The organism is Salipiger thiooxidans, from assembly GCF_900102075.1.
Lineage (GTDB): Bacteria > Pseudomonadota > Alphaproteobacteria > Rhodobacterales > Rhodobacteraceae > Salipiger > Salipiger thiooxidans.
This window is the reverse complement of the sequence record NZ_FNAV01000009.1, coordinates 65674-82323: the sequence shown is the minus strand read 5'-3', so window position 1 is coordinate 82323 and position 16650 is coordinate 65674. Positions and strand designations below refer to the sequence as shown.

Sequence of the window (16650 nt, the reverse complement as noted above, 5' to 3'; positions counted from 1 at the left end):
AAAAGAGGGATATGTCGTGACATGAGTGACACGAACGCCGACCAGGGTATCCCCGCGCCGGAAGGCAGCGCGGATATCATCGACACCGATTACGAGATCGGTCAGGACAACATAGATGGATCGCTGGGGCCGTTCGGCTTCGACATCCACAACCCGGTCTTCGCCATCTCGGGGATCGCCATCGTCGCCTTCGTGTTCTACGCGCTGGCGCTTCCGGAACAGGCGGGCTCGGTCTTCACCTGGCTGTTCAACACCGTCACCAAGACCTTCGACTGGTTCTTCCTCGGGGCGGCGAACATCTTCGTGCTGTTCTGCCTGCTGCTGATCGTGACGCCGGCGGGTTCGGTGCGCCTCGGCGGCGCCGAGGCCTCGCCCGACTACACCTACATCGGCTGGTTCGCGATGCTCTTCGCCGCCGGCATGGGCATCGGCCTGATGTTCTTCGGCGTGCTCGAACCGGTTTACCACATGGCGATCTCCGAGCCGCTGGGCGTGCCGTCGCCGTTCAACGAGGCGGGCGAGCTCATCCCCGAGAACGTCGACGCCGCCAAGACCATGGGCCTTGCGGCGACGATCTTCCACTGGGGCCTGCACCCCTGGGCGATCTACGCGGTTGTGGCTCTGGCACTGGCGCTCTTCAGCTATAACAAGGGCCTGCCGCTGACGATCCGCTCGGCCTTCTACCCGATCCTCGGCGAGCGCGTCTGGGGCTGGTGGGGCCACGTCATCGACATCCTCGCGGTCTTCGCCACGCTCTTCGGTCTGGCGACCTCGCTGGGCTTCGGGGCGCAGCAGGCGAATGCGGGCCTCAACCACGTCTTCGGCCTGCCCATCGGCCCGACCATGCAGGTCATCATCATCACCTGCATCACCGGAATCGCACTGGTCTCGGTGCTGCGCGGTCTCGACGGGGGCGTGAAGGTGCTGTCCGAGATCAACATGGCGATCGCCGCCGTGCTGCTGCTTTTCGTGCTCTTCGCCGGCCCGACCATGGTCATCCTCTCGGACTTCGTCACCGGTCTCGGGGCGTATCTGGTGGATGTCGTTCCGCTCTCGAACCCGGTCGGCCGTGACGACACCGGCTTCGTGCAGGGCTGGACCTCGTTCTACTGGGCGTGGTGGATCTCCTGGTCGCCGTTCGTGGGCATGTTCATCGCGCGCGTGTCGCGCGGGCGGACCGTGCGCGAGTTCGTGATCTGCGTGCTGATCATCCCGAGCCTCGTCTGTGTGCTGTGGATGGCGGTCTTCGGCGGTGTGGCCATCGACCAGGTCGTCTCCGACCCGGCCAACAGCGCCGTGAAGGCGCAGGTCATCGACAGCTACAACCCGCCGCTGTCGCTCTTCGCAATGCTCGAGGGGCTGCCGCTCTCGTCCATCACTTCGGTCATCGCGATCGTGCTGGTCATCGTGTTCTTCGTGACCTCGTCGGACTCGGGCTCGCTGGTCATCGACACCATCACCGCCGGTGGCAAGGTCGATGCGCCCGTGCCGCAGCGTGTGTTCTGGTGCGTCTTCGAGGGCGCGGTGGCCATCGTGCTGCTGCTCTCCGCGGGCGGGCTGCAATCGCTGCAGTCGATGGTGATCTCGACGGGTCTTCCGTTCACGTGCGTGCTGCTGGTGATGTGCTTCGCCATCTGGCGCGGTCTGCAGGCCGAGCGTCGCGCCTGACGCGCGCTCAACCCCTGGCAATCTCGATGGCGCGCGGGCCCCTGTGGTCCGCGCGCTTTCGTGATGAGGGGGCCGCAATGACCCCTCGGCCGCGTCTTGACCCTTGCCGCTTTCGCCGCTTTGGTGCGGGCAAATGCAGGGGAGACGACGACATGCTGGATCTTGATTTCGTGCGCGGGCAGTTCCCCGCCTTTGCCGAGCCGTCACTCGAGGGCTGGGCCTTCTTCGAGAACGCGGGTGGCTCCTACACCTGCAAGCCGGTGATCGACCGGCTGTTCCGCTTCTACCACGAGCGCAAGGTGCAACCCTACGGTCCCTATCCCGCGGCACAGGCGGGTGGCGCCGAAATGGACGAGGCACGGTCGCGGCTGGCCGGGTTGCTGGGCGTCGCCACCGACGAGGTGAGCTTCGGCCCCTCGACCTCGCAAAACACCTACGTGCTCGCGCAGGCCTTCCGCCAGTTCCTGTCGCCCGGAGACGCCATCATCGTCACCAACCAGGACCACGAGGCCAACACCGGCGCGTGGCGCCGTCTCGCCGAAGACGGCATTGAGGTGCGCGAATGGCGCATCGATCCGGTGACCGGCCATCTCGACCCGGACGCGCTGGCACAGCTGCTGAAGGACGAGAAGGTCCGGCTGGTCTGCTTCCCGCATTGCTCGAACGTGGTGGGCGAGATCAACCCGGTGGCCGAGATCACCGCCGCCGCCCATGCCGCAGGGGCCTTCACCTGCGTCGACGGCGTGAGCTACGCGCCGCACGGCTTCCCCGATGTTGATGCGCTTGGCTGCGACATCTACCTGTTCTCCGCCTACAAGACCTACGGGCCGCATCAGGGCATCATGGTGATCCGTCACGAGCTGGGTGACGCGCTGCCCAACCAGGCGCATTTCTTCAACGGCAAGGTGCTCTACAAGCGCTTCACCCCCGCGGGCCCCGATCACGCGCAGGTCGCCGCCTGCGCCGGCATGGTGGACTACGTCGAGGCGCTGGCCGCGCATCAGGGCGTGACGCCGGGCGAGGTCGCGGGGCTCATGCATGCGCACGAGGTGAAGCTGATGCAGCCGCTGCTCGATTTCCTGGGCGCGCGCAACTCGGTGCGGCTCATCGGCCCGCGCGAGGCTGTCCGGCGTGCGCCCACGGTGGCGGTGGCGCTGCAGGGGCCCGCGGCCCCTGTGGCCGAGGCGCTGGCCGCGCACAAGGTGATGGCGGGCGGCGGCGATTTCTACGCGGTGCGTCCGCTCGAGGCGCTCGGCATCGCGCCCGCGCAGGGGGTGCTGCGGCTCTCCTTCGTGCATTACACCTCCGAGGCCGAGGTGACGCAGCTGATCGAGGCGCTTGACCGGGTTCTGTGACGAGGGCCGTTGACCGGGGCGCGGGCGAGCTATCTCCCCCGTGACGAAGGGGAATGCGCATGTCCGAGAGCTCACCGATCATCGTCTGGATCCGCCGCGACCTGCGGCTGACCGACCACGCGGCGCTGCACGAGGCCGGACGCTCGGGGCGTCCGGTCATCCCGGTGTTCATCCGCGACCACGGCGTCGACAGCCTTGGCGCCGCGCCGAAGTGGCGGCTGGGGAAGGGGCTTGGTCACTTCACGAAGGTGCTGGGCGACAAGGGCAGCCGGCTGGTGCTGCGGGCGGGCCCCGCGCGCGAGGTGCTAGAGGCGCTGATCGACGAGACCGGCGCCGGGGCGGTCTGGTGGCAGCGCGCCTATGACCCGGCTGCGGTCGAGCGCGACACCGCGGTGAAGGCGGCGTTGAAGGACCGCGGCACCGACGTGCGCAGTTTTGCCGGGCACCTGCTGTTCGAGCCATGGACGGTCGAGACCAAACAGGGCGGCTATTACAAGGTCTACTCGCCGTTCTGGCGCGCGGTCTGCGAGCGCGACGTGCCCGAACCGCTTGCCGCACCGTCGAAGCTGACACCGCCCGAAAGCTGGCCCGAGGGCGAGGCGCTCGACGACTGGCAGCTTGGGGCGGCGATGCGGCGGGGCGGGCCGGTGGTCGGGGCCCATGTGCGGCTCGGCGAAGAGACCGCGCAGGCGCGGCTCGGCGCCTTCATGGCGAACGGAGTCGACGGCTACAAGGACGGCCGCAACCTCGTGGCTGAAGACGGCTGTTCGGGCCTCTCCGAAAACCTCAGCCTCGGCGAGATCAGCCCGGCGCAATGCTGGCACGCCGCGATGCGGGCGCGGGACGCGGGCAAGGCCGGCGCCGAGACATGGGCCAAGGAGCTTGTCTGGCGCGAGTTCGCCTATCACCTGATGTGGCACACCCCGCACCTGCTCGAGGACAACTGGCGCGAGGAATGGAAGGCCTTTCCGTGGAACGAGGACGAGCGCCGCAGGGAGGTGATCGCCTGGAAGCGGGCGCGCACCGGCATTCCCTTCGTCGATGCGGCGCTGCGCGAGATGTACGTCACCGGGCGGATGCACAACCGCGCCCGGATGATCGTCGCGAGCTACCTCACCAAGCACCTGATGTGCCACTGGAAGATCGGGCTCGACTGGTTCGAGGATTGCCTGACCGACTGGGACCCGGCCTCGAATGCGCTCGGCTGGCAGTGGACCGCCGGCAGCGGGCCGGACGCGGCCCCCTATTTCCGGGTGTTCAACCCGATCACCCAGCGCGAGAAGTTCGACCCCGACCGGGCGTACATCCGCCGTTGGATCGCCGAGGGGGAAGGCACGCCCACCGACACCGCGCTCAGCTATTTCGACGCCATCCCCGAAAGCTGGGCGATGAACCCCGACGATCCCTATCCCGATCCGGTGGTCAGCGCCGAGGACGGCCGCAAGGCCGCGCTCGCCGCCTACGAGGATCGCGATTTCTGAGACCCGCCGCACGGCCGGGTTGTCTCGCAAACGTCACAGGCCCGGGCGTGCAACCGGGGCAGGGGCGCGGAAACCTTGCCCGGCGCGGGCATCCGGCGTTTACTCGACGGCCAGAAGCAAGACGCCGCGTCCGAGGTCCCCGCGCAGATGTTCACCGCCGCCCGCCTGATTGCTGCGCTCTGCATGGCGGCGCTGGGATACATCGGATCGCAATACGTCCACCGCCTGCTTCCCGATATCCTCAATTTCGGCATCCTCGACTACGTCAACGTGGGCCTCGGCTTTCTCTGCGGCTGGCTGATCGTCGGTCCGCGCGCCGGGCGCGGCATGTCCGCTGCCATATCTCACGGCATCACCGGCACTGCCGCGCTGATCTTCTGGGGGCTCTTCGTGCAGTCCTTGAACGAGATGGTTCACTTGTCGCTGCGGCACCGCTATCACGGCGCCATGGAAGCCGCCGCGGCGGTGTTCGAGATCATGGTGGACTACGGTGCCCTGCTGCTGGATTCCGGGTTCATCCTGCTGGCGGTCGTGGGGGCCGTCGTGACGGGGTTCCTGACGGAAGTCGCGGCCCGGAACTGGCGCTAGGAGCGCAATGTGACCAATCTTTTCGTATTCGGGACGCTCTGCCACCGTCCCCTTCTGGAGCGCGTGCTGGACCGGCCCGTCGAGGCCGAAACCGCGCGCCTGCCGGATCTGGCCGTCTACCTCGTGCAGGGCAAGGGCCTGCCCAACGCGGCGCTCTGCCAGAGCGCGGGGGCGGCCGCAGAGGGCTGGCTGATCCGCGACGCAGGCACCGCCGATGTCGAGCGGCTGGCCTTCTACCTGTCCGGGCTCGGCTCCGAGATGCAGCAGGCCGAGGTGCTGACCGCCAGCCATGAGCGCCTGACCGTCACCGTGCCGCTCCGCGCCTGTCCGCCCGACGCCTGCGGGCCGCTGTTCTCGTTCGAGGAGTGGCGCGCCGAGTGGGGCGATGCCGCCTGCGACGCCGCGCGCGAGATCATGGCGCAGCATGGACAGGCAGAGCTCGACGAGATCGGCCGCCTGCGGCCCTATCTCGAGGCCCGCGCCTGGGCGCTGCAGCTGGGCCGCCACGGTGCGCCCGCCGAGCTGCGCTCGAAACGCGGCCGCGAGGCGGTCGAGTTCCTCGGCGACCGGCCGGGCTGGGAAGGCTTCTTCCGGATGCGCGCCTTCACCATGCGCCACCGCCGCTTCGACGGCAGCTGGACCGAACCGCTGCGGCGCGAGGCCTTCATGGCCTATGACGGCGCGCTGGTGCTGCCCTACGACCCGGAAACCGACCGGGTGCTGCTCGTCGAGCAGCTGCGCTTCGGCCCGACCCTGCGCGGCGATCCGCATCCGTGGGTGCTCGAGCCGGTGGCAGGGCTGGTCGATGCGGGCGAGAGCCCCGAGGTCTGCGCGCTTCGCGAGGCCGAGGAAGAGGCCGGCGTCAGCCTTCGCGACCTGCGGCCGATGATGCGGATCTACGCCTCGCCGGGCTATTCGACCGAGTACTTCCACTGTTTCCTCGGCTTCTGTTCGCTCAGCGAGCGCGACAATGGCGTCGGCGGGCTGGAAGAGGAAAACGAGGACATCCGAAGCCACGTCATCAGCTTCGACCGGGCGATGGAGCTGGTCGACAGCGGCGAGATCAACGTCGGTCCGCTGGCGATGATGCTCTACTGGCTGGCACGTCATCGTGAGGAGCTGCGCCGGGGTGCTTGAGTTCCCCCGGGGCGCGCCCTAAACCTGTCCTCCAGACGCTCACGACCTTACAAGAGGGGAGGCCGCCCATGCGGGTCGCACAGGATCTCGCGCAACTGATCGGAAACACGCCGCTTATCAAGCTGCGCAAAGCCAGCGAGATGACCGGCTGCACCATCCTCGGCAAGGCGGAGTTCATGAACCCCGGCCAGTCGGTGAAGGACCGTGCCGCGCTGTTCATCATCCGCGATGCGATCGAGAAGGGCCTGCTCGAGCCCGGCGGCACCATCGTCGAGGGCACTGCGGGCAACACCGGCATCGGGCTTGCGCTCGTCGGCGCATCGATGGGCTTCCGCACCGTGATCGTGATCCCCGAGACCCAGAGCCAGGAGAAGAAGGACATGATCCGCCTGGCCGGGGCCGAGCTCGTGCAGGTGCCCGCCGCTCCCTACAAGAACCCCAACAATTACGTGCGCTATTCCGGCCGCCTCGCCGAGGAGATGTCGCGCACCGCCGAGCATGGCGTGATCTGGGCGCAGCAGTTCGACAACGTCGCCAACCGCCGTGCCCACGTCGAGACCACCGGCCCCGAGATCTGGGAACAGACCGGCGGCAAGGTCGACGGCTTCGTCGCGGCCGTGGGCTCGGGCGGGACGCTTGCGGGCGTGGCCGAGGCGCTGCAACCCAAGGGCGTGAAGATCGGCCTCGCCGACCCGATGGGTGCGGCGCTCTACAGCTACTACAAGACCGGCGAGTTCAAGGCCGAGGGCACCTCGATCACCGAGGGTATCGGTCAGGGGCGGATCACCGCCAACCTCGAGGGATTCACCCCCGATTTCGCCTATCAGATTCCCGACGAGGAAGCCCTGCCGCTGGTCTTCGACCTGCTGCAGGAAGAGGGGCTCTGCCTCGGCGGCTCGTCGGCCATCAACATCGCCGGTGCCATCCGCATGGCGCAGGAGATGGGCCCGGATCACACCATCGTCACGGTGCTCTGCGACTACGGCAACCGCTACCAGTCCAAGCTGTTCAACCCCGAGTTCCTCAAGGAGAAGGGGCTGCCGGTGCCGAGCTGGCTCGACCGCGCGCCCGCCTCGATCCCCGGAGTCTTCGAGGACACATGACCCTTATCTACCGCTGGCTTCTTGCCGCCTGCCTCGCGCTCACTCTCACACTGGGCGCGGGAGGAGCTTATGCGCAGGACGGCTCTCTCGACTACACCGCCTGGAACAAGCTCGCCGACAGCGCCGAGCAGGTGATCGACGAGGGCGACGAGACCAATGAACAGTTCGAGACCCTGCGCAGCGAGATCGCCGGCTGGCGGGACAGCTTCCTGCAGGCGCAGAGCACCAACGCCACGCGGCTGCGCACGCTGCAGTCGCAGATCGACGCGCTGGGGCCGGCACCCGAGGAGGGCGCCACCGAGGCCGAGGGCATCGCCACCCGCCGCGCGGAACTCACCGCCGAGATCCAGCGGCTCGAGGCCCCGGTGCGCAGCGCCGAAGAGGCCTATACCCGCGCCGACGGCCTGATCCGCGAGATCGACGAGATCATCCGCGCCCGGCAGACCACCGCGCTGCTCGAGCAGCGGCCGTCGCCGCTCTATCCCGCCAACTGGCGGGATGCGGCGGTCGAGCTTGTGGCGTCGGGACAGAGCATCTGGGCCGAGTTCGAGAAGAACATCGGCTCCGAGACAAAGTTCTCGGTCCTCAAGAGCAACCTGCCCGTGATCCTGCTGTTGCTGGGCATAGCAGGGCTTCTGGTGGTGCGCGGACCGGTCTGGATCCGCAAGCTTGTGGACTGGCTGCGCGTCCGCACCCGGCGCGGCACCGGGGTCTGGAGCTTCGTGGTCTCGCTGGGCGGCTTCGTGCTGCCGCTGATCGGGCTGATCCTGCTCACCGTGGCGCTGACACTGAGCAACGTGCTGGGCGAGAACGGCAGCGTCCTGCTCGAGCAGCTGCCGAACTGGGGCGGTACGCTGCTCTGGATCCGCTGGCTCGCCGATCAGACCTTCAACCGCAGCGACGACGTCGCCACCCTGCCGCTGCCGCTGGCCCGGCGGCGCGAGGCGCGGTTCTACGCCAACATGCTGGCAATCCTGCTGGTGCTGAGGTCCATCGGCGAGACCTTCTCGTCGACCTTCAACTACTCCGAGACCACCAGCATCGTGCTCGACTTCCCGGTGCTGGTGCTCTGCGCCCTGATGCTCTGGCGGCTCGGGCACATCCTCGGCCAGCTCAGCCCCGAGACCGCGACCGACGGCACACTGCTTGAGGGCTCGCAGTTCCGCCTGCGCATGACGCGGATCATCGGCCGTGGTGCCATGGTCGCGGCCATCGTCGGCCCGATCATGTCGGCCATCGGCTACGACGGCGTCGGGCAGGCGCTGGTCTACCCGGCGGTGCGCACGCTGTCGCTGCTGGCGCTCATCCTCGTTCTTCAGCGCTTCATCAACGACCTCTACGAGCTGTTCACCGGCAAGAGCGCGCAGGACGCCGACAGCCTCGTGCCGGTGCTCGCGGGGCTCATGCTGCTGCTGGCGACCATCCCGCTTCTGGCGCTGGTCTGGGGCGCGCGCGTCGCCGACCTGACCGAGATCTGGGCCCGCTTCCGCGAAGGCTTCTCCTTTGGCGAGACCCGGATTTCGCCCACCGATTTCCTGACCTTCCTCCTGGTCTTCGCCGTGGGCTACGCGGTCACGCGGCTGGTGCAGGCGGGTCTGCGCAGCTCGATCCTGCCCAAGACCCGCATCGACCAGGGCGGGCAGACCGCCATCGTCTCGGGGCTGGGCTACGTCGGCATCTTCGCCGCCGCGCTGGTGGCGATCACCGCCGCCGGCCTCGACCTGTCGTCGCTGGCGCTGGTCGCCAGTGCGCTCTCGGTCGGCATCGGTTTCGGCCTTCAGAACATCGTGTCGAACTTCGTCGCGGGCATCATCCTGCTGATCGAACGGCCGATCTCCGAAGGCGACTGGATCGAGACCGGCGGCACGCAGGGCATCGTCAAGAGCATCTCGGTGCGCTCGACCCGGATCGAGACCTTCGACCGAACCGACCTGATCGTGCCGAACTCGGATTTCGTCTCGGGCCGGGTGACGAACTTCACCCGTTCGAACGTGCTGGGCCGGGTGGTCGTGCCGGTGGGCGTGGCCTATGGCAGCGATACACGCAAGGTCGAGGACATCCTGCGCCGCATCGTGCGCGAGCACGACATGGTGCTGCTGAACCCCGAGCCGATGATCACCTTCGAGGAGTTCGGCGCGGATTCGCTGAACTTCTTCATCCGCGCGGTGATCCGCGACGTGGGCTCGAAGCTGGTGGTGACCTCGGACTTCCACCACGAGATCGCCCGCCGCTTCGCCGAAGAAGGCATCGAGATCCCCTTCGCACAGCGCGACGTGTGGCTGCGCAACCCCGAGGTGCTGTTCCCCGACCGCGGCAAGCCCGAGGCCGAGACCCCGCCGCCGGCGGATCCCGACAGCGCCGAGAAGCCCGCGAACCAAGTTGCGGCCAAGCGCGAGGAACGGCAGCAGGCACGGGATTCCGGCGTCATGCCCGCGGGGCGTGACGGCGACGATGGCGGCGGCTCCGGAGATGGCGGAGACGGCGACGGACGATGACACGACTGCTGTTCCGCGAGGACCCCTACCTTCGTGACGCCGAGGGCCGAGTGGTCGCGCATACCCCCGAGGGAGGCATCGTTCTCGACGCCTCGATCTTCTACCCCAAAGGCGGTGGCCAGCCCGGCGACAGCGGCCGCGTTGGCTGGCACGGCGGCGGCGTCTCGATCGCCACGGCGGTGCCCGGCGAGGCCGGCGACGTGGTGCTGGTGCCCGCTGAGCCCGTGGCGCTGCCCGCGGTCGGCACCTACGTGACCCAGCGGCTCGACTGGGACCGGCGGCACCGGCACATGCGGGTGCACAGTGCGCTGCATCTGCTGACCGTGGTGATCCCGCTGCCGGTCACCGGCGGCGCCATCGCGGCCGGCTCGGGGCGACTCGACTTCGCCATGCCCGACGCGCCCGAGGACCGCGACCAGATCGAGGCCGCCCTGAACGCGCTGGTCGACCGGGATCTCGTGATCAGCGAGGACTGGATCGACGAGTCGGTGCTCGACGCCAACCCGGGGCTGGTCAAGACGATGACGGTCCAGCCCCCGCGCGGTCGCGGCCCGGTGCGGCTGGTGCGCATCGGCGCGGGCCGCGATCAGGTCGACCTGCAGCCCTGCGGCGGCACCCACGTCGCCCGCACCGGCGAGATCGGCAGCCTGCGGCTCGGCAAGATCGAGAACAAGGGCCGCCAGAACCGCCGCGTCAGCATCCTGCTGGACTGAGCGCGCCCGGACCGGGCGCGCTAGGTCAGCTGGCCTTCGGCCTCCGCGCCCGGGCGGCTCCGGGGGCGAGGATGTAGAGGGCGAGGCTCACGACGACGATGGCGCCGCCGGTCAGCATCCGCGACGTCGGGGCCTCGCCGAGGGCCATCCAGACCCAGAGCGGGCCCAGCACGGTCTCGAGCAGCATCAGGAGGCTCACGTTCGCCGCCTGCGTGTGGCGCGAGGCCGACGAAAGGGCAAAGAACGAGGCGGGCAGGATCAGCAGCCCGGTGACGAGGATCGCCGGCACGTTGCCCTCGGTCATCTGCGATGGCCCCGTCAGGACGAACCCCATGATCCCGGCGAGAAACGCGCCGGTTCCGAGCGCCGGCAAGAGCGGCAGCTCGGGCGCGCGGCGCAGGGTGACGAAGGTGGTGGCGAGCGCGAGGGCCACGCCCAGCCCGCAGAGCGCGCCGATCAGTGCCGCCCGGTTGACCGCGAGGTCTCCCTTGCCCGAGACGGCGACGGCGATGCCCACGGCCACCGCCGCGATGGCGGCCCATGTGGCGCGGCTCGCGGGTTCGGCCAGAAGCACGCGCGACAGCAATGCCGCCCAGACCGGCGTGGTCGCGACCGCGAGCAGCACCACCGCCACCGGGGCCGCCCCGATGCCGAGCGGGAAGAGCGTCGCGTTGAGGAACTGCGACAGGATCAGCACCGCCCCCGCCGGGCAGATCAGGCGCCGGATGCCGCCGGGATCGCGCACGAGGAGCAGCCACGCGGCCCAGAACACCGCCCCCACGCAGAGGCCGCGCCAGCCCAGCATCTGCCAGCCGTCCATGCCAGAGAGCCGCATCAGCACCGCGTCGGGCGTCAGGACAAGCGCACCGAACGCGGCGAGCGCGATGCCGTAGCGGGGAGAACGGGACATGGCGGACCTTCGACAGACGTGACGGCGCCCCGCCGGGCGGGCCGGACGGGGCGGTTTCCGGGGACAGTCTTGGGTCAGCGGTAGAGCGGTTGCAATCCCATCTGCATGTGAAGCTGGTTCACCGCCACCTCCGACAGCCCCATCGACTTGGCGAGACGGTCGAGATACTCGGCCTCGTCGTCGGTATCGACCGCAATGGTCATCAGCGAGGCGGCGTAGACCTGCGTCTTCTGCGCCTCCGGCGTGTCGCGGGCGAGCGCCTCGGGATCGACCGGCGCGGCAAGCTGGGCCTCGACGAAGGCGATGTCCTCCTCAGAGGCGGCCTCGCCGATGGTGTCGAGCAGACGCGCCTTCTCGGCCGCGTCGATCTCGCCGTCGGCCTTGGCGGCCTGGATCATGGCGCGGAGCATGAGGCCCGCGGCCTCTTCGGCCTGCGCCGAGCCGCCGGCGGCATTGAACTGGTCGATCATGCTGCCGATGCCCTTGCCGCCCATGGCCGAGGCCCCACCGGCAGCGGCGAGGATGCTCGCCATCCCGGCACCGGAGCCTTCCGCGCCGGTTCCGCCGCCAAGCCCCGCGCCCGCCAGCATGGCGCCGAGCCCGCCGCGCTGCATCTGCTCCATCATGTCCTGCAGCGGGTTGGACGCGCCACCCGACATCATCCGGCCCATCTGCGCCTGTTGCGCGGTGCCGGGCTCGCTGCCCTTGAGCTGCGCCTTGCCTCCCATCAGGGCGCCGAGCCCCTGACCGCCCGACAGCCGGTCGACGCCGCGCGCCGCGGCATAGCCCATGGCGAGCTTCGCAAGGGTTCCCATCATACTCATCTGCGCATCCTCCCAATCATCTCTCCCGGTGCCGTGCGGCACCCTCGGGCCTCAGCTTGTCAGATAGAGCGGCGTGGCGCGAAGGGAAAATCTCGCGATCAGTGCGCTTGACCTCGGCAGCGCGCCGGTGGAGAGCAGGTGCATGGAAGCACGCAGAACGATGGACGCCGCAGGGGCGCTGGGACTGGTGGGGTTCAGCACGCTGCTGGCCTTCAACCAGGTCGTGGTCAAGATCACCAACGCCGGGATCTCGCCGGTACTCGGCGCGGGGCTGCGCTCGGTGCTGGGCGTGATCGTGGTTCTGGGGTGGGTGGCGCTGCGCAAGCGCGGCGCACTGGCGGGCATGGGGCAGACGGTGCGCGGCGGGCTGTTGCTGGGGCTGCTCTTCGGCGCCGAGTTCGTGGTGCTGTTCCTGTCGCTGGACCTGACCACGGTGTCGCGGGCCTCGATCGTCTTCTACTCGATGCCGGTATGGCTGGCGCTGGCGGCGCATTTCGTGCTGCCGGGCGAACGGCTGAGCCGGACCAGGGCGCTGGGGCTGGTGCTGGCGATGGCGGGCGTCGGCTGGGCGCTCTGGGATCCCGAGAGCCGCGGCGCCGGCGACTGGCGCGGCGAGGCGCTGGCGCTGGTGGCGGCGTTTCTCTGGGCGGGGATCGTGCTGTCGCTGCGGCTGACGGACGCCTCGAAGCTCACCCCCGAGGCGCAACTCCTGTGGCAGCTCGGGCTCTCGGCGGTGGTGGTGCCGATCATCGCGCCGCTCTTCGGGCCGGTGCTGCGCGCCCCTGAGCCGGTGCACGTGGCGGGGCTGCTGTTCCAGGGCGCGGTGGTGGTCGGCATCGGCTTCACCGGCTGGCTGGCGCTGGTGAAACGCTACCGCGCATCCGACGTGGCCTCGTTCAGCTTCCTGTCGCCGGTGCTGGCGGTGGGCTTCGGCTGGCTGTTCCTCGGCGAGCCGGTGGGGCCGCATTTCATCGGCGCAATGGCGCTGGTGGCGGCGGGGATCGTGCTGATCAACCGCCGCTGAGCTCTGGTCTGCCTCCCGGCGTGGCCGTCAGGTGCCGCAGAAGGTGGCGGGGACCACTTCATCCGGGGTTGGCGGGGCCTGAAGCTCCACCGCGTCGGGTTGGTCCTCGTAGGGCCGCGACAGCACCAGGTTCAGGTGGTGGAAGTAGCTTTCGTCGCCGTCGACCGCCGCGGCGATCATCTGCTCGATGCGGTGGTTGCGCGGGATGAAGGCGGGGTTCGATCGGCGCATCAGCCCCTCGGGGTCGGGCTCGGCCTCGATCCGGGCCTTCCACTGCGCGTCCCACACATCATAGGCCTCGCGGTCGGTGAACTGGTCGCGGGCGTCATCCGAGTGCAGGGCGCGGAAGGCATTGGTGAAATCGGCCTGACCCTTGTGCATGAGCGCGAGCAGCCCCGCGACGAGCTTCGCGTCCTCAGGACGCGGATCGGCGATGCCGAGCTTTGCGGCGAAGCGCTTCAGCCAGGTCGCGCGCAGTTGGTCCGCCATGCCGTGCACGATGCGGGTGAAGACCTGCACGCCGTCGTCGGCGTCGGGCATCAGCGGCACCAGCGCGGTGGCGAGCTGCGCCATGTTCCAGACGACGATGTCGGGTTGCGCGGAATAGGCGTAGCGGCCGTAGCGGTCGATCGAGGAATAGACCTGGTTCGGGTCGTAGCGGTCCATGAAGGCGCAGGGGCCATAGTCGATGGTCTCGCCCGAGAGCGTGCAGTTGTCGGTGTTCATCACGCCGTGGATGAAGCCGAGGCTCAGCCATTGCGCCACCAGCGCGACCTGCCGTTCGCAGACCGCGGCGAGCAGCCCGTCGGGGCTGGTGACACCGGGATAGTGGCGCTCGACCGTGTAGTCGAAGAGCGTGCGCAGGGCCTCGGTGTCGCCGCGCGCGGCAAAGACCTGAAAGGTGCCGACGCGGATGTGGCTGCCGGCGACGCGGGTGAGGATGGCCCCGGGCAGGGGACCTTCTCGCAGGATGTCCTCGCCGGTACGCACCGCGGCCAGCGCGCGGGTCGTGGGCACGCCGAGCGCGTGCATCGCCTCGCTCACCACGTATTCGCGCAGCACCGGACCGAGCCACGCGCGGCCGTCGCCACGACGGGAATAGGGGGTGGGACCCGAGCCCTTGAGCTGGATGTCGCGCCGGGTCCCGCTGCGGTCGACGACCTCGCCCAGCAGATGCGCGCGGCCGTCACCGAGCTGCGGCGAGAAGCCTCCGAACTGGTGCCCGGCGTAGAGCTGGGCCAGCGGATCGGCGCCCTCGGGCAGGACGTTGCCGGCCAGCACCGGCGCCAGCCGTGGGTCGTCGGTGCCGGTGATGCCGAGCTCTTCGGCCAGCGGTGCGTTGAAGGCGACGAGCGACGGGCGCGCCACCGGGGTGGGCTTCAGCCGGGTGTAGAAGGTGGCGGGAAGCCGGGCGTAGCTGTTGTCGAAGGGGATGTGCAGGGTCATGCCACAGAGATAATCGAACCGGCGGGGAAAGGAAGGGGTATGGCACGGCCCGTCGGGCGAGGATATGCCGAAGGTGCCGGGCGGCGCCGCGCAGGATGGACAGGTGCGCGGGGCCGGGACATGCTGCCGCCATGTCCGCCGCAAGGGGCCGCGAAGAGGGTGGCGATGGCCGACAACACCGCGAGGATCCCGGCCATCAAGCTCGAGGAGGCCGGCGCCACGGGACCTTCGAGAAGGACGACCTCGACCACCCGGAGGAGCTGGTGGCGGCGCTGGAGGATGACTTCTGGCTGGCCGCCGGGTTCGGGGCGCTGACCCCGGCGGCGCTGCGCAGCTGGGTGCTGCACCTGACGCAAGCCAGGCAATCCGCGACACGGATTTCGCGGCTGAAGAAGGCGCGGGCGAAGATCCTCAGGGGCGAGGGGCTTAACGACCGCTGAGCGGGCGCGGACCGCGTCAGAGCACCCGGCTCATCAGCGCGTAGCCCTCGCGCATCTTGAAGCGGTTGCGGCGGTAGAACTGCTGAAGCCGTTCGTCGGACCGGTCGGCCTCGAGATGCAGTGCCATGACGCCGCTGTCGCGGAGCCCGAGGGAGAGCTGTTGCAGCGCCTCGCCGCCCATGCCGCGTCGGCGCACGGCGGGGCGGACGTAGAGCTCGTCGACCATGGCGTCGAGCCCGCCGAACTCGAGGCTCCAGCCGAAGCTGATCATGATGTAGCCGACCGGCGCCTTGCGCGGACCGATCAGCCAGATCGCCCCGTGCGGCGCGCCCTCGAGGATCGGTTCGAGCGCGCCGCGCACGTGCTCCTCGTTGCTGTCGTAGCGCATCTCGACGTGGAAGGCGCGGACCATGGCCACGAGCCGCTCGAGATCGTCGGGACCGGCGAGGTGGAGGGCCTTCATAGCCGGGCCAGCCGCTCTGTCAGCAGGGAGAAGAAGCCGTCGGCGTCGAGATCGCCGATGAAGGTGGCGTTGGGCGCGCGGTCGGTGACACCCCACCAGTCGGCCACGGTCATGCCCCGGGTGAGCGGCGAGACCGTCTCGATCTCGACGTTGATGTACCGCCCCGAGAACAGATCGGGCCGCAGCAGGTAGGCGGTGACGCAGGGGTCGTGCAGCGGCGCGCCGTCGGAGCCGTATTTCGCCAGGTCGAAGCGCTCGAAGAAGTCGGTCATCTCGGCGACGGCGGTGCCGGCGCGGTTGCCGAGCGCGCGGAAAGCGTCGTTGCGGGGCTTGGTGACCAGCGCCTTGTGGGTCACGTCGAGCGGCAGCACCACCAGCGGCACGCCCGCACCGAAGACCAGTGCCGCAGCCTCGGGGTCGACGTAGATGTTGAACTCGGCCGCCGGCGTGATGTTGCCCACCTCGAAATAGGCGCCGCCCATGAGCACGATGCGCTTCACCCGCGAAACGATGTCGGGGGCGCGCTCGAAAGCGGTGGCGATATTGGTGAGCGGTCCGAGCGGGCAAAGCGTCACGGTCCCGGCGGGCTCGGCGCGGAGCGTCTCGATGATGAAGTCTACGCCATGCGCGCCCTGCAGCGGCATGGTGGGCTCGGGCAGGTCGGGGCCGTCGAGCCCGCTCTTGCCGTGCACTTGCTCGGCGGTCACCAGCTCGTGGCGCAGCGGGCGGTCGCAGCCCGCGAAGACCTTCATGTCGGGCCGTCCGGCCAGTTCGCAGACAATGCGGGCATTGCGCGCGGTCAGCGCCAGCGGCACGTTGCCCGCCACGGCGGTGATGCCCAGCACCTCGATCTCGTCCGGAGAGGCGAGGGCGAGCAGGATCGCAACGGCGTCGTCCTGGCCGGGATCAGTGTCGATGATGATGCGCTCTGCCATGGGAAGCCTCCTCGAATGCGACGCCTGACAGGTGACACGCGGGCCCGGCGCGTTCAACCCGATGTGTC

Annotated in this window: 15 protein-coding genes; 10 read left to right on the top strand and 5 right to left on the bottom strand. The window is 69.2% G+C overall.

Annotated features, from left to right (window positions below):
• The first annotated feature begins 21 nt into the window (after positions 1–21).
• From BLQ77_RS14625 to BLQ77_RS14590, 8 genes are all read left to right on the top strand, one after another.
• Positions 22–1668 carry a BCCT family transporter gene (locus BLQ77_RS14625; protein ID WP_008885669.1) on the top strand — a complete coding sequence of 549 codons (1647 nt, stop codon included), beginning with the start codon at positions 22–24 and terminating at the stop codon, positions 1666–1668.
• Between the two features lie 152 nt (positions 1669–1820).
• Complete coding sequence (locus BLQ77_RS14620; protein WP_089960489.1) at positions 1821–3023, top strand: aminotransferase class V-fold PLP-dependent enzyme; 1203 nt, start codon at positions 1821–1823, stop codon at positions 3021–3023.
• A gap of 59 nt (positions 3024–3082) precedes the next feature.
• Positions 3083–4504 carry a cryptochrome/photolyase family protein gene (locus BLQ77_RS14615; RefSeq protein WP_089960487.1) on the top strand — a complete coding sequence of 474 codons (1422 nt, stop codon included), beginning with the start codon at positions 3083–3085 and terminating at the stop codon, positions 4502–4504.
• 147 nt (positions 4505–4651) lie between these two features.
• Complete coding sequence (locus BLQ77_RS14610; RefSeq protein WP_089960484.1) at positions 4652–5092, top strand: TrgA family protein; 441 nt, start codon at positions 4652–4654, stop codon at positions 5090–5092.
• A gap of 9 nt (positions 5093–5101) precedes the next feature.
• Positions 5102–6229 (top strand): NUDIX domain-containing protein, encoded by a 1128-nt coding sequence (locus BLQ77_RS14605; protein ID WP_089960481.1) that lies wholly within the window; start codon positions 5102–5104, stop codon positions 6227–6229.
• Between the two features lie 68 nt (positions 6230–6297).
• Positions 6298–7332, top strand: coding sequence for a cysteine synthase A (locus BLQ77_RS14600; protein ID WP_089960477.1), 1035 nt, complete (start codon positions 6298–6300; stop codon positions 7330–7332).
• Complete coding sequence (locus BLQ77_RS14595; RefSeq protein ID WP_089960473.1) at positions 7329–9827, top strand: DUF3772 domain-containing protein; 2499 nt, start codon at positions 7329–7331, stop codon at positions 9825–9827. Before BLQ77_RS14600 ends, BLQ77_RS14595 begins: the two co-directional genes overlap by 4 nt.
• On the top strand, positions 9824–10540 hold the full coding sequence (locus BLQ77_RS14590; RefSeq protein ID WP_089960471.1) for an alanyl-tRNA editing protein: 717 nt from the start codon (positions 9824–9826) through the stop codon (positions 10538–10540). Before BLQ77_RS14595 ends, BLQ77_RS14590 begins: the two co-directional genes overlap by 4 nt.
• Before the next feature lie 25 nt (positions 10541–10565).
• Here the strand turns inward: BLQ77_RS14590 and BLQ77_RS14585 are convergent, their stop codons facing one another.
• Both BLQ77_RS14585 and BLQ77_RS14580 read right to left on the bottom strand, forming a co-directional pair.
• Complete coding sequence (locus BLQ77_RS14585) at positions 10566–11450, bottom strand: DMT family transporter (RefSeq protein ID WP_089960468.1); 885 nt, start codon at positions 11448–11450, stop codon at positions 10566–10568.
• Between the two features lie 74 nt (positions 11451–11524).
• Entirely contained in the window at positions 11525–12274 is a 750-nt protein-coding gene (locus BLQ77_RS14580) for a DUF533 domain-containing protein (RefSeq protein ID WP_165617118.1), read from the bottom strand.
• A 142-nt stretch (positions 12275–12416) separates the two neighbouring features.
• On the opposite strand from BLQ77_RS14580, the gene BLQ77_RS14575 reads away from it, so the two are divergent.
• Positions 12417–13298 carry a DMT family transporter gene (locus tag BLQ77_RS14575; RefSeq protein WP_089960461.1) on the top strand — a complete coding sequence of 294 codons (882 nt, stop codon included), beginning with the start codon at positions 12417–12419 and terminating at the stop codon, positions 13296–13298.
• Between the two features lie 27 nt (positions 13299–13325).
• Here BLQ77_RS14575 and BLQ77_RS14570 read toward each other — a convergent pair whose 3' ends face one another.
• Positions 13326–14744, bottom strand: a complete 1419-nt coding sequence (locus tag BLQ77_RS14570) for a protein adenylyltransferase SelO (protein ID WP_089960459.1) — start codon at positions 14742–14744, stop codon at positions 13326–13328.
• A 131-nt stretch (positions 14745–14875) separates the two neighbouring features.
• Here BLQ77_RS14570 and BLQ77_RS14565 point away from each other — a divergent pair, with 131 nt between their 5' ends.
• Positions 14876–15184, top strand: a complete 309-nt coding sequence (locus BLQ77_RS14565; RefSeq protein WP_165617117.1) for a YdeI/OmpD-associated family protein — start codon at positions 14876–14878, stop codon at positions 15182–15184.
• A gap of 16 nt (positions 15185–15200) precedes the next feature.
• Here BLQ77_RS14565 and BLQ77_RS14560 read toward each other — a convergent pair whose 3' ends face one another.
• Complete coding sequence (locus BLQ77_RS14560; RefSeq protein ID WP_089960451.1) at positions 15201–15647, bottom strand: GNAT family N-acetyltransferase; 447 nt, start codon at positions 15645–15647, stop codon at positions 15201–15203.
• Entirely contained in the window at positions 15644–16582 is a 939-nt protein-coding gene (locus tag BLQ77_RS14555; protein WP_089960448.1) for a nucleoside hydrolase, read from the bottom strand. The genes BLQ77_RS14560 and BLQ77_RS14555 overlap by 4 nt, the downstream gene beginning before the upstream one ends.
• Positions 16583–16650 lie beyond the last annotated feature (68 nt).

Excerpts from the sequence above, each read along its gene's own strand:
- BLQ77_RS14565 (WP_165617117.1), top strand. The coding sequence starts at position 14,876 with ATGTCCGCCGCAAGGGGCCGCGAAGAGGGTGGCGATGGCCGACAACAC.
- BLQ77_RS14560 (WP_089960451.1), bottom strand. The coding sequence starts at position 15,647 with ATGAAGGCCCTCCACCTCGCCGGTCCCGACGATCTCGAGCGGCTCGTG.
- BLQ77_RS14615 (WP_089960487.1), top strand. The coding sequence starts at position 3,083 with ATGTCCGAGAGCTCACCGATCATCGTCTGGATCCGCCGCGACCTGCGG.
- BLQ77_RS14595 (WP_089960473.1), top strand. The coding sequence starts at position 7,329 with ATGACCCTTATCTACCGCTGGCTTCTTGCCGCCTGCCTCGCGCTCACT.
- BLQ77_RS14570 (WP_089960459.1), bottom strand. The coding sequence starts at position 14,744 with ATGACCCTGCACATCCCCTTCGACAACAGCTACGCCCGGCTTCCCGCC.
- BLQ77_RS14600 (WP_089960477.1), top strand. The coding sequence starts at position 6,298 with ATGCGGGTCGCACAGGATCTCGCGCAACTGATCGGAAACACGCCGCTT.
- BLQ77_RS14555 (WP_089960448.1), bottom strand. The coding sequence starts at position 16,582 with ATGGCAGAGCGCATCATCATCGACACTGATCCCGGCCAGGACGACGCC.
- BLQ77_RS14620 (WP_089960489.1), top strand. The coding sequence starts at position 1,821 with ATGCTGGATCTTGATTTCGTGCGCGGGCAGTTCCCCGCCTTTGCCGAG.
- BLQ77_RS14575 (WP_089960461.1), top strand. The coding sequence starts at position 12,417 with ATGGAAGCACGCAGAACGATGGACGCCGCAGGGGCGCTGGGACTGGTG.
- BLQ77_RS14580 (WP_165617118.1), bottom strand. The coding sequence starts at position 12,274 with ATGAGTATGATGGGAACCCTTGCGAAGCTCGCCATGGGCTATGCCGCG.
- BLQ77_RS14590 (WP_089960471.1), top strand. The coding sequence starts at position 9,824 with ATGACACGACTGCTGTTCCGCGAGGACCCCTACCTTCGTGACGCCGAG.
- BLQ77_RS14585 (WP_089960468.1), bottom strand. The coding sequence starts at position 11,450 with ATGTCCCGTTCTCCCCGCTACGGCATCGCGCTCGCCGCGTTCGGTGCG.
- BLQ77_RS14625 (WP_008885669.1), top strand. The coding sequence starts at position 22 with ATGAGTGACACGAACGCCGACCAGGGTATCCCCGCGCCGGAAGGCAGC.
- BLQ77_RS14610 (WP_089960484.1), top strand. The coding sequence starts at position 4,652 with ATGTTCACCGCCGCCCGCCTGATTGCTGCGCTCTGCATGGCGGCGCTG.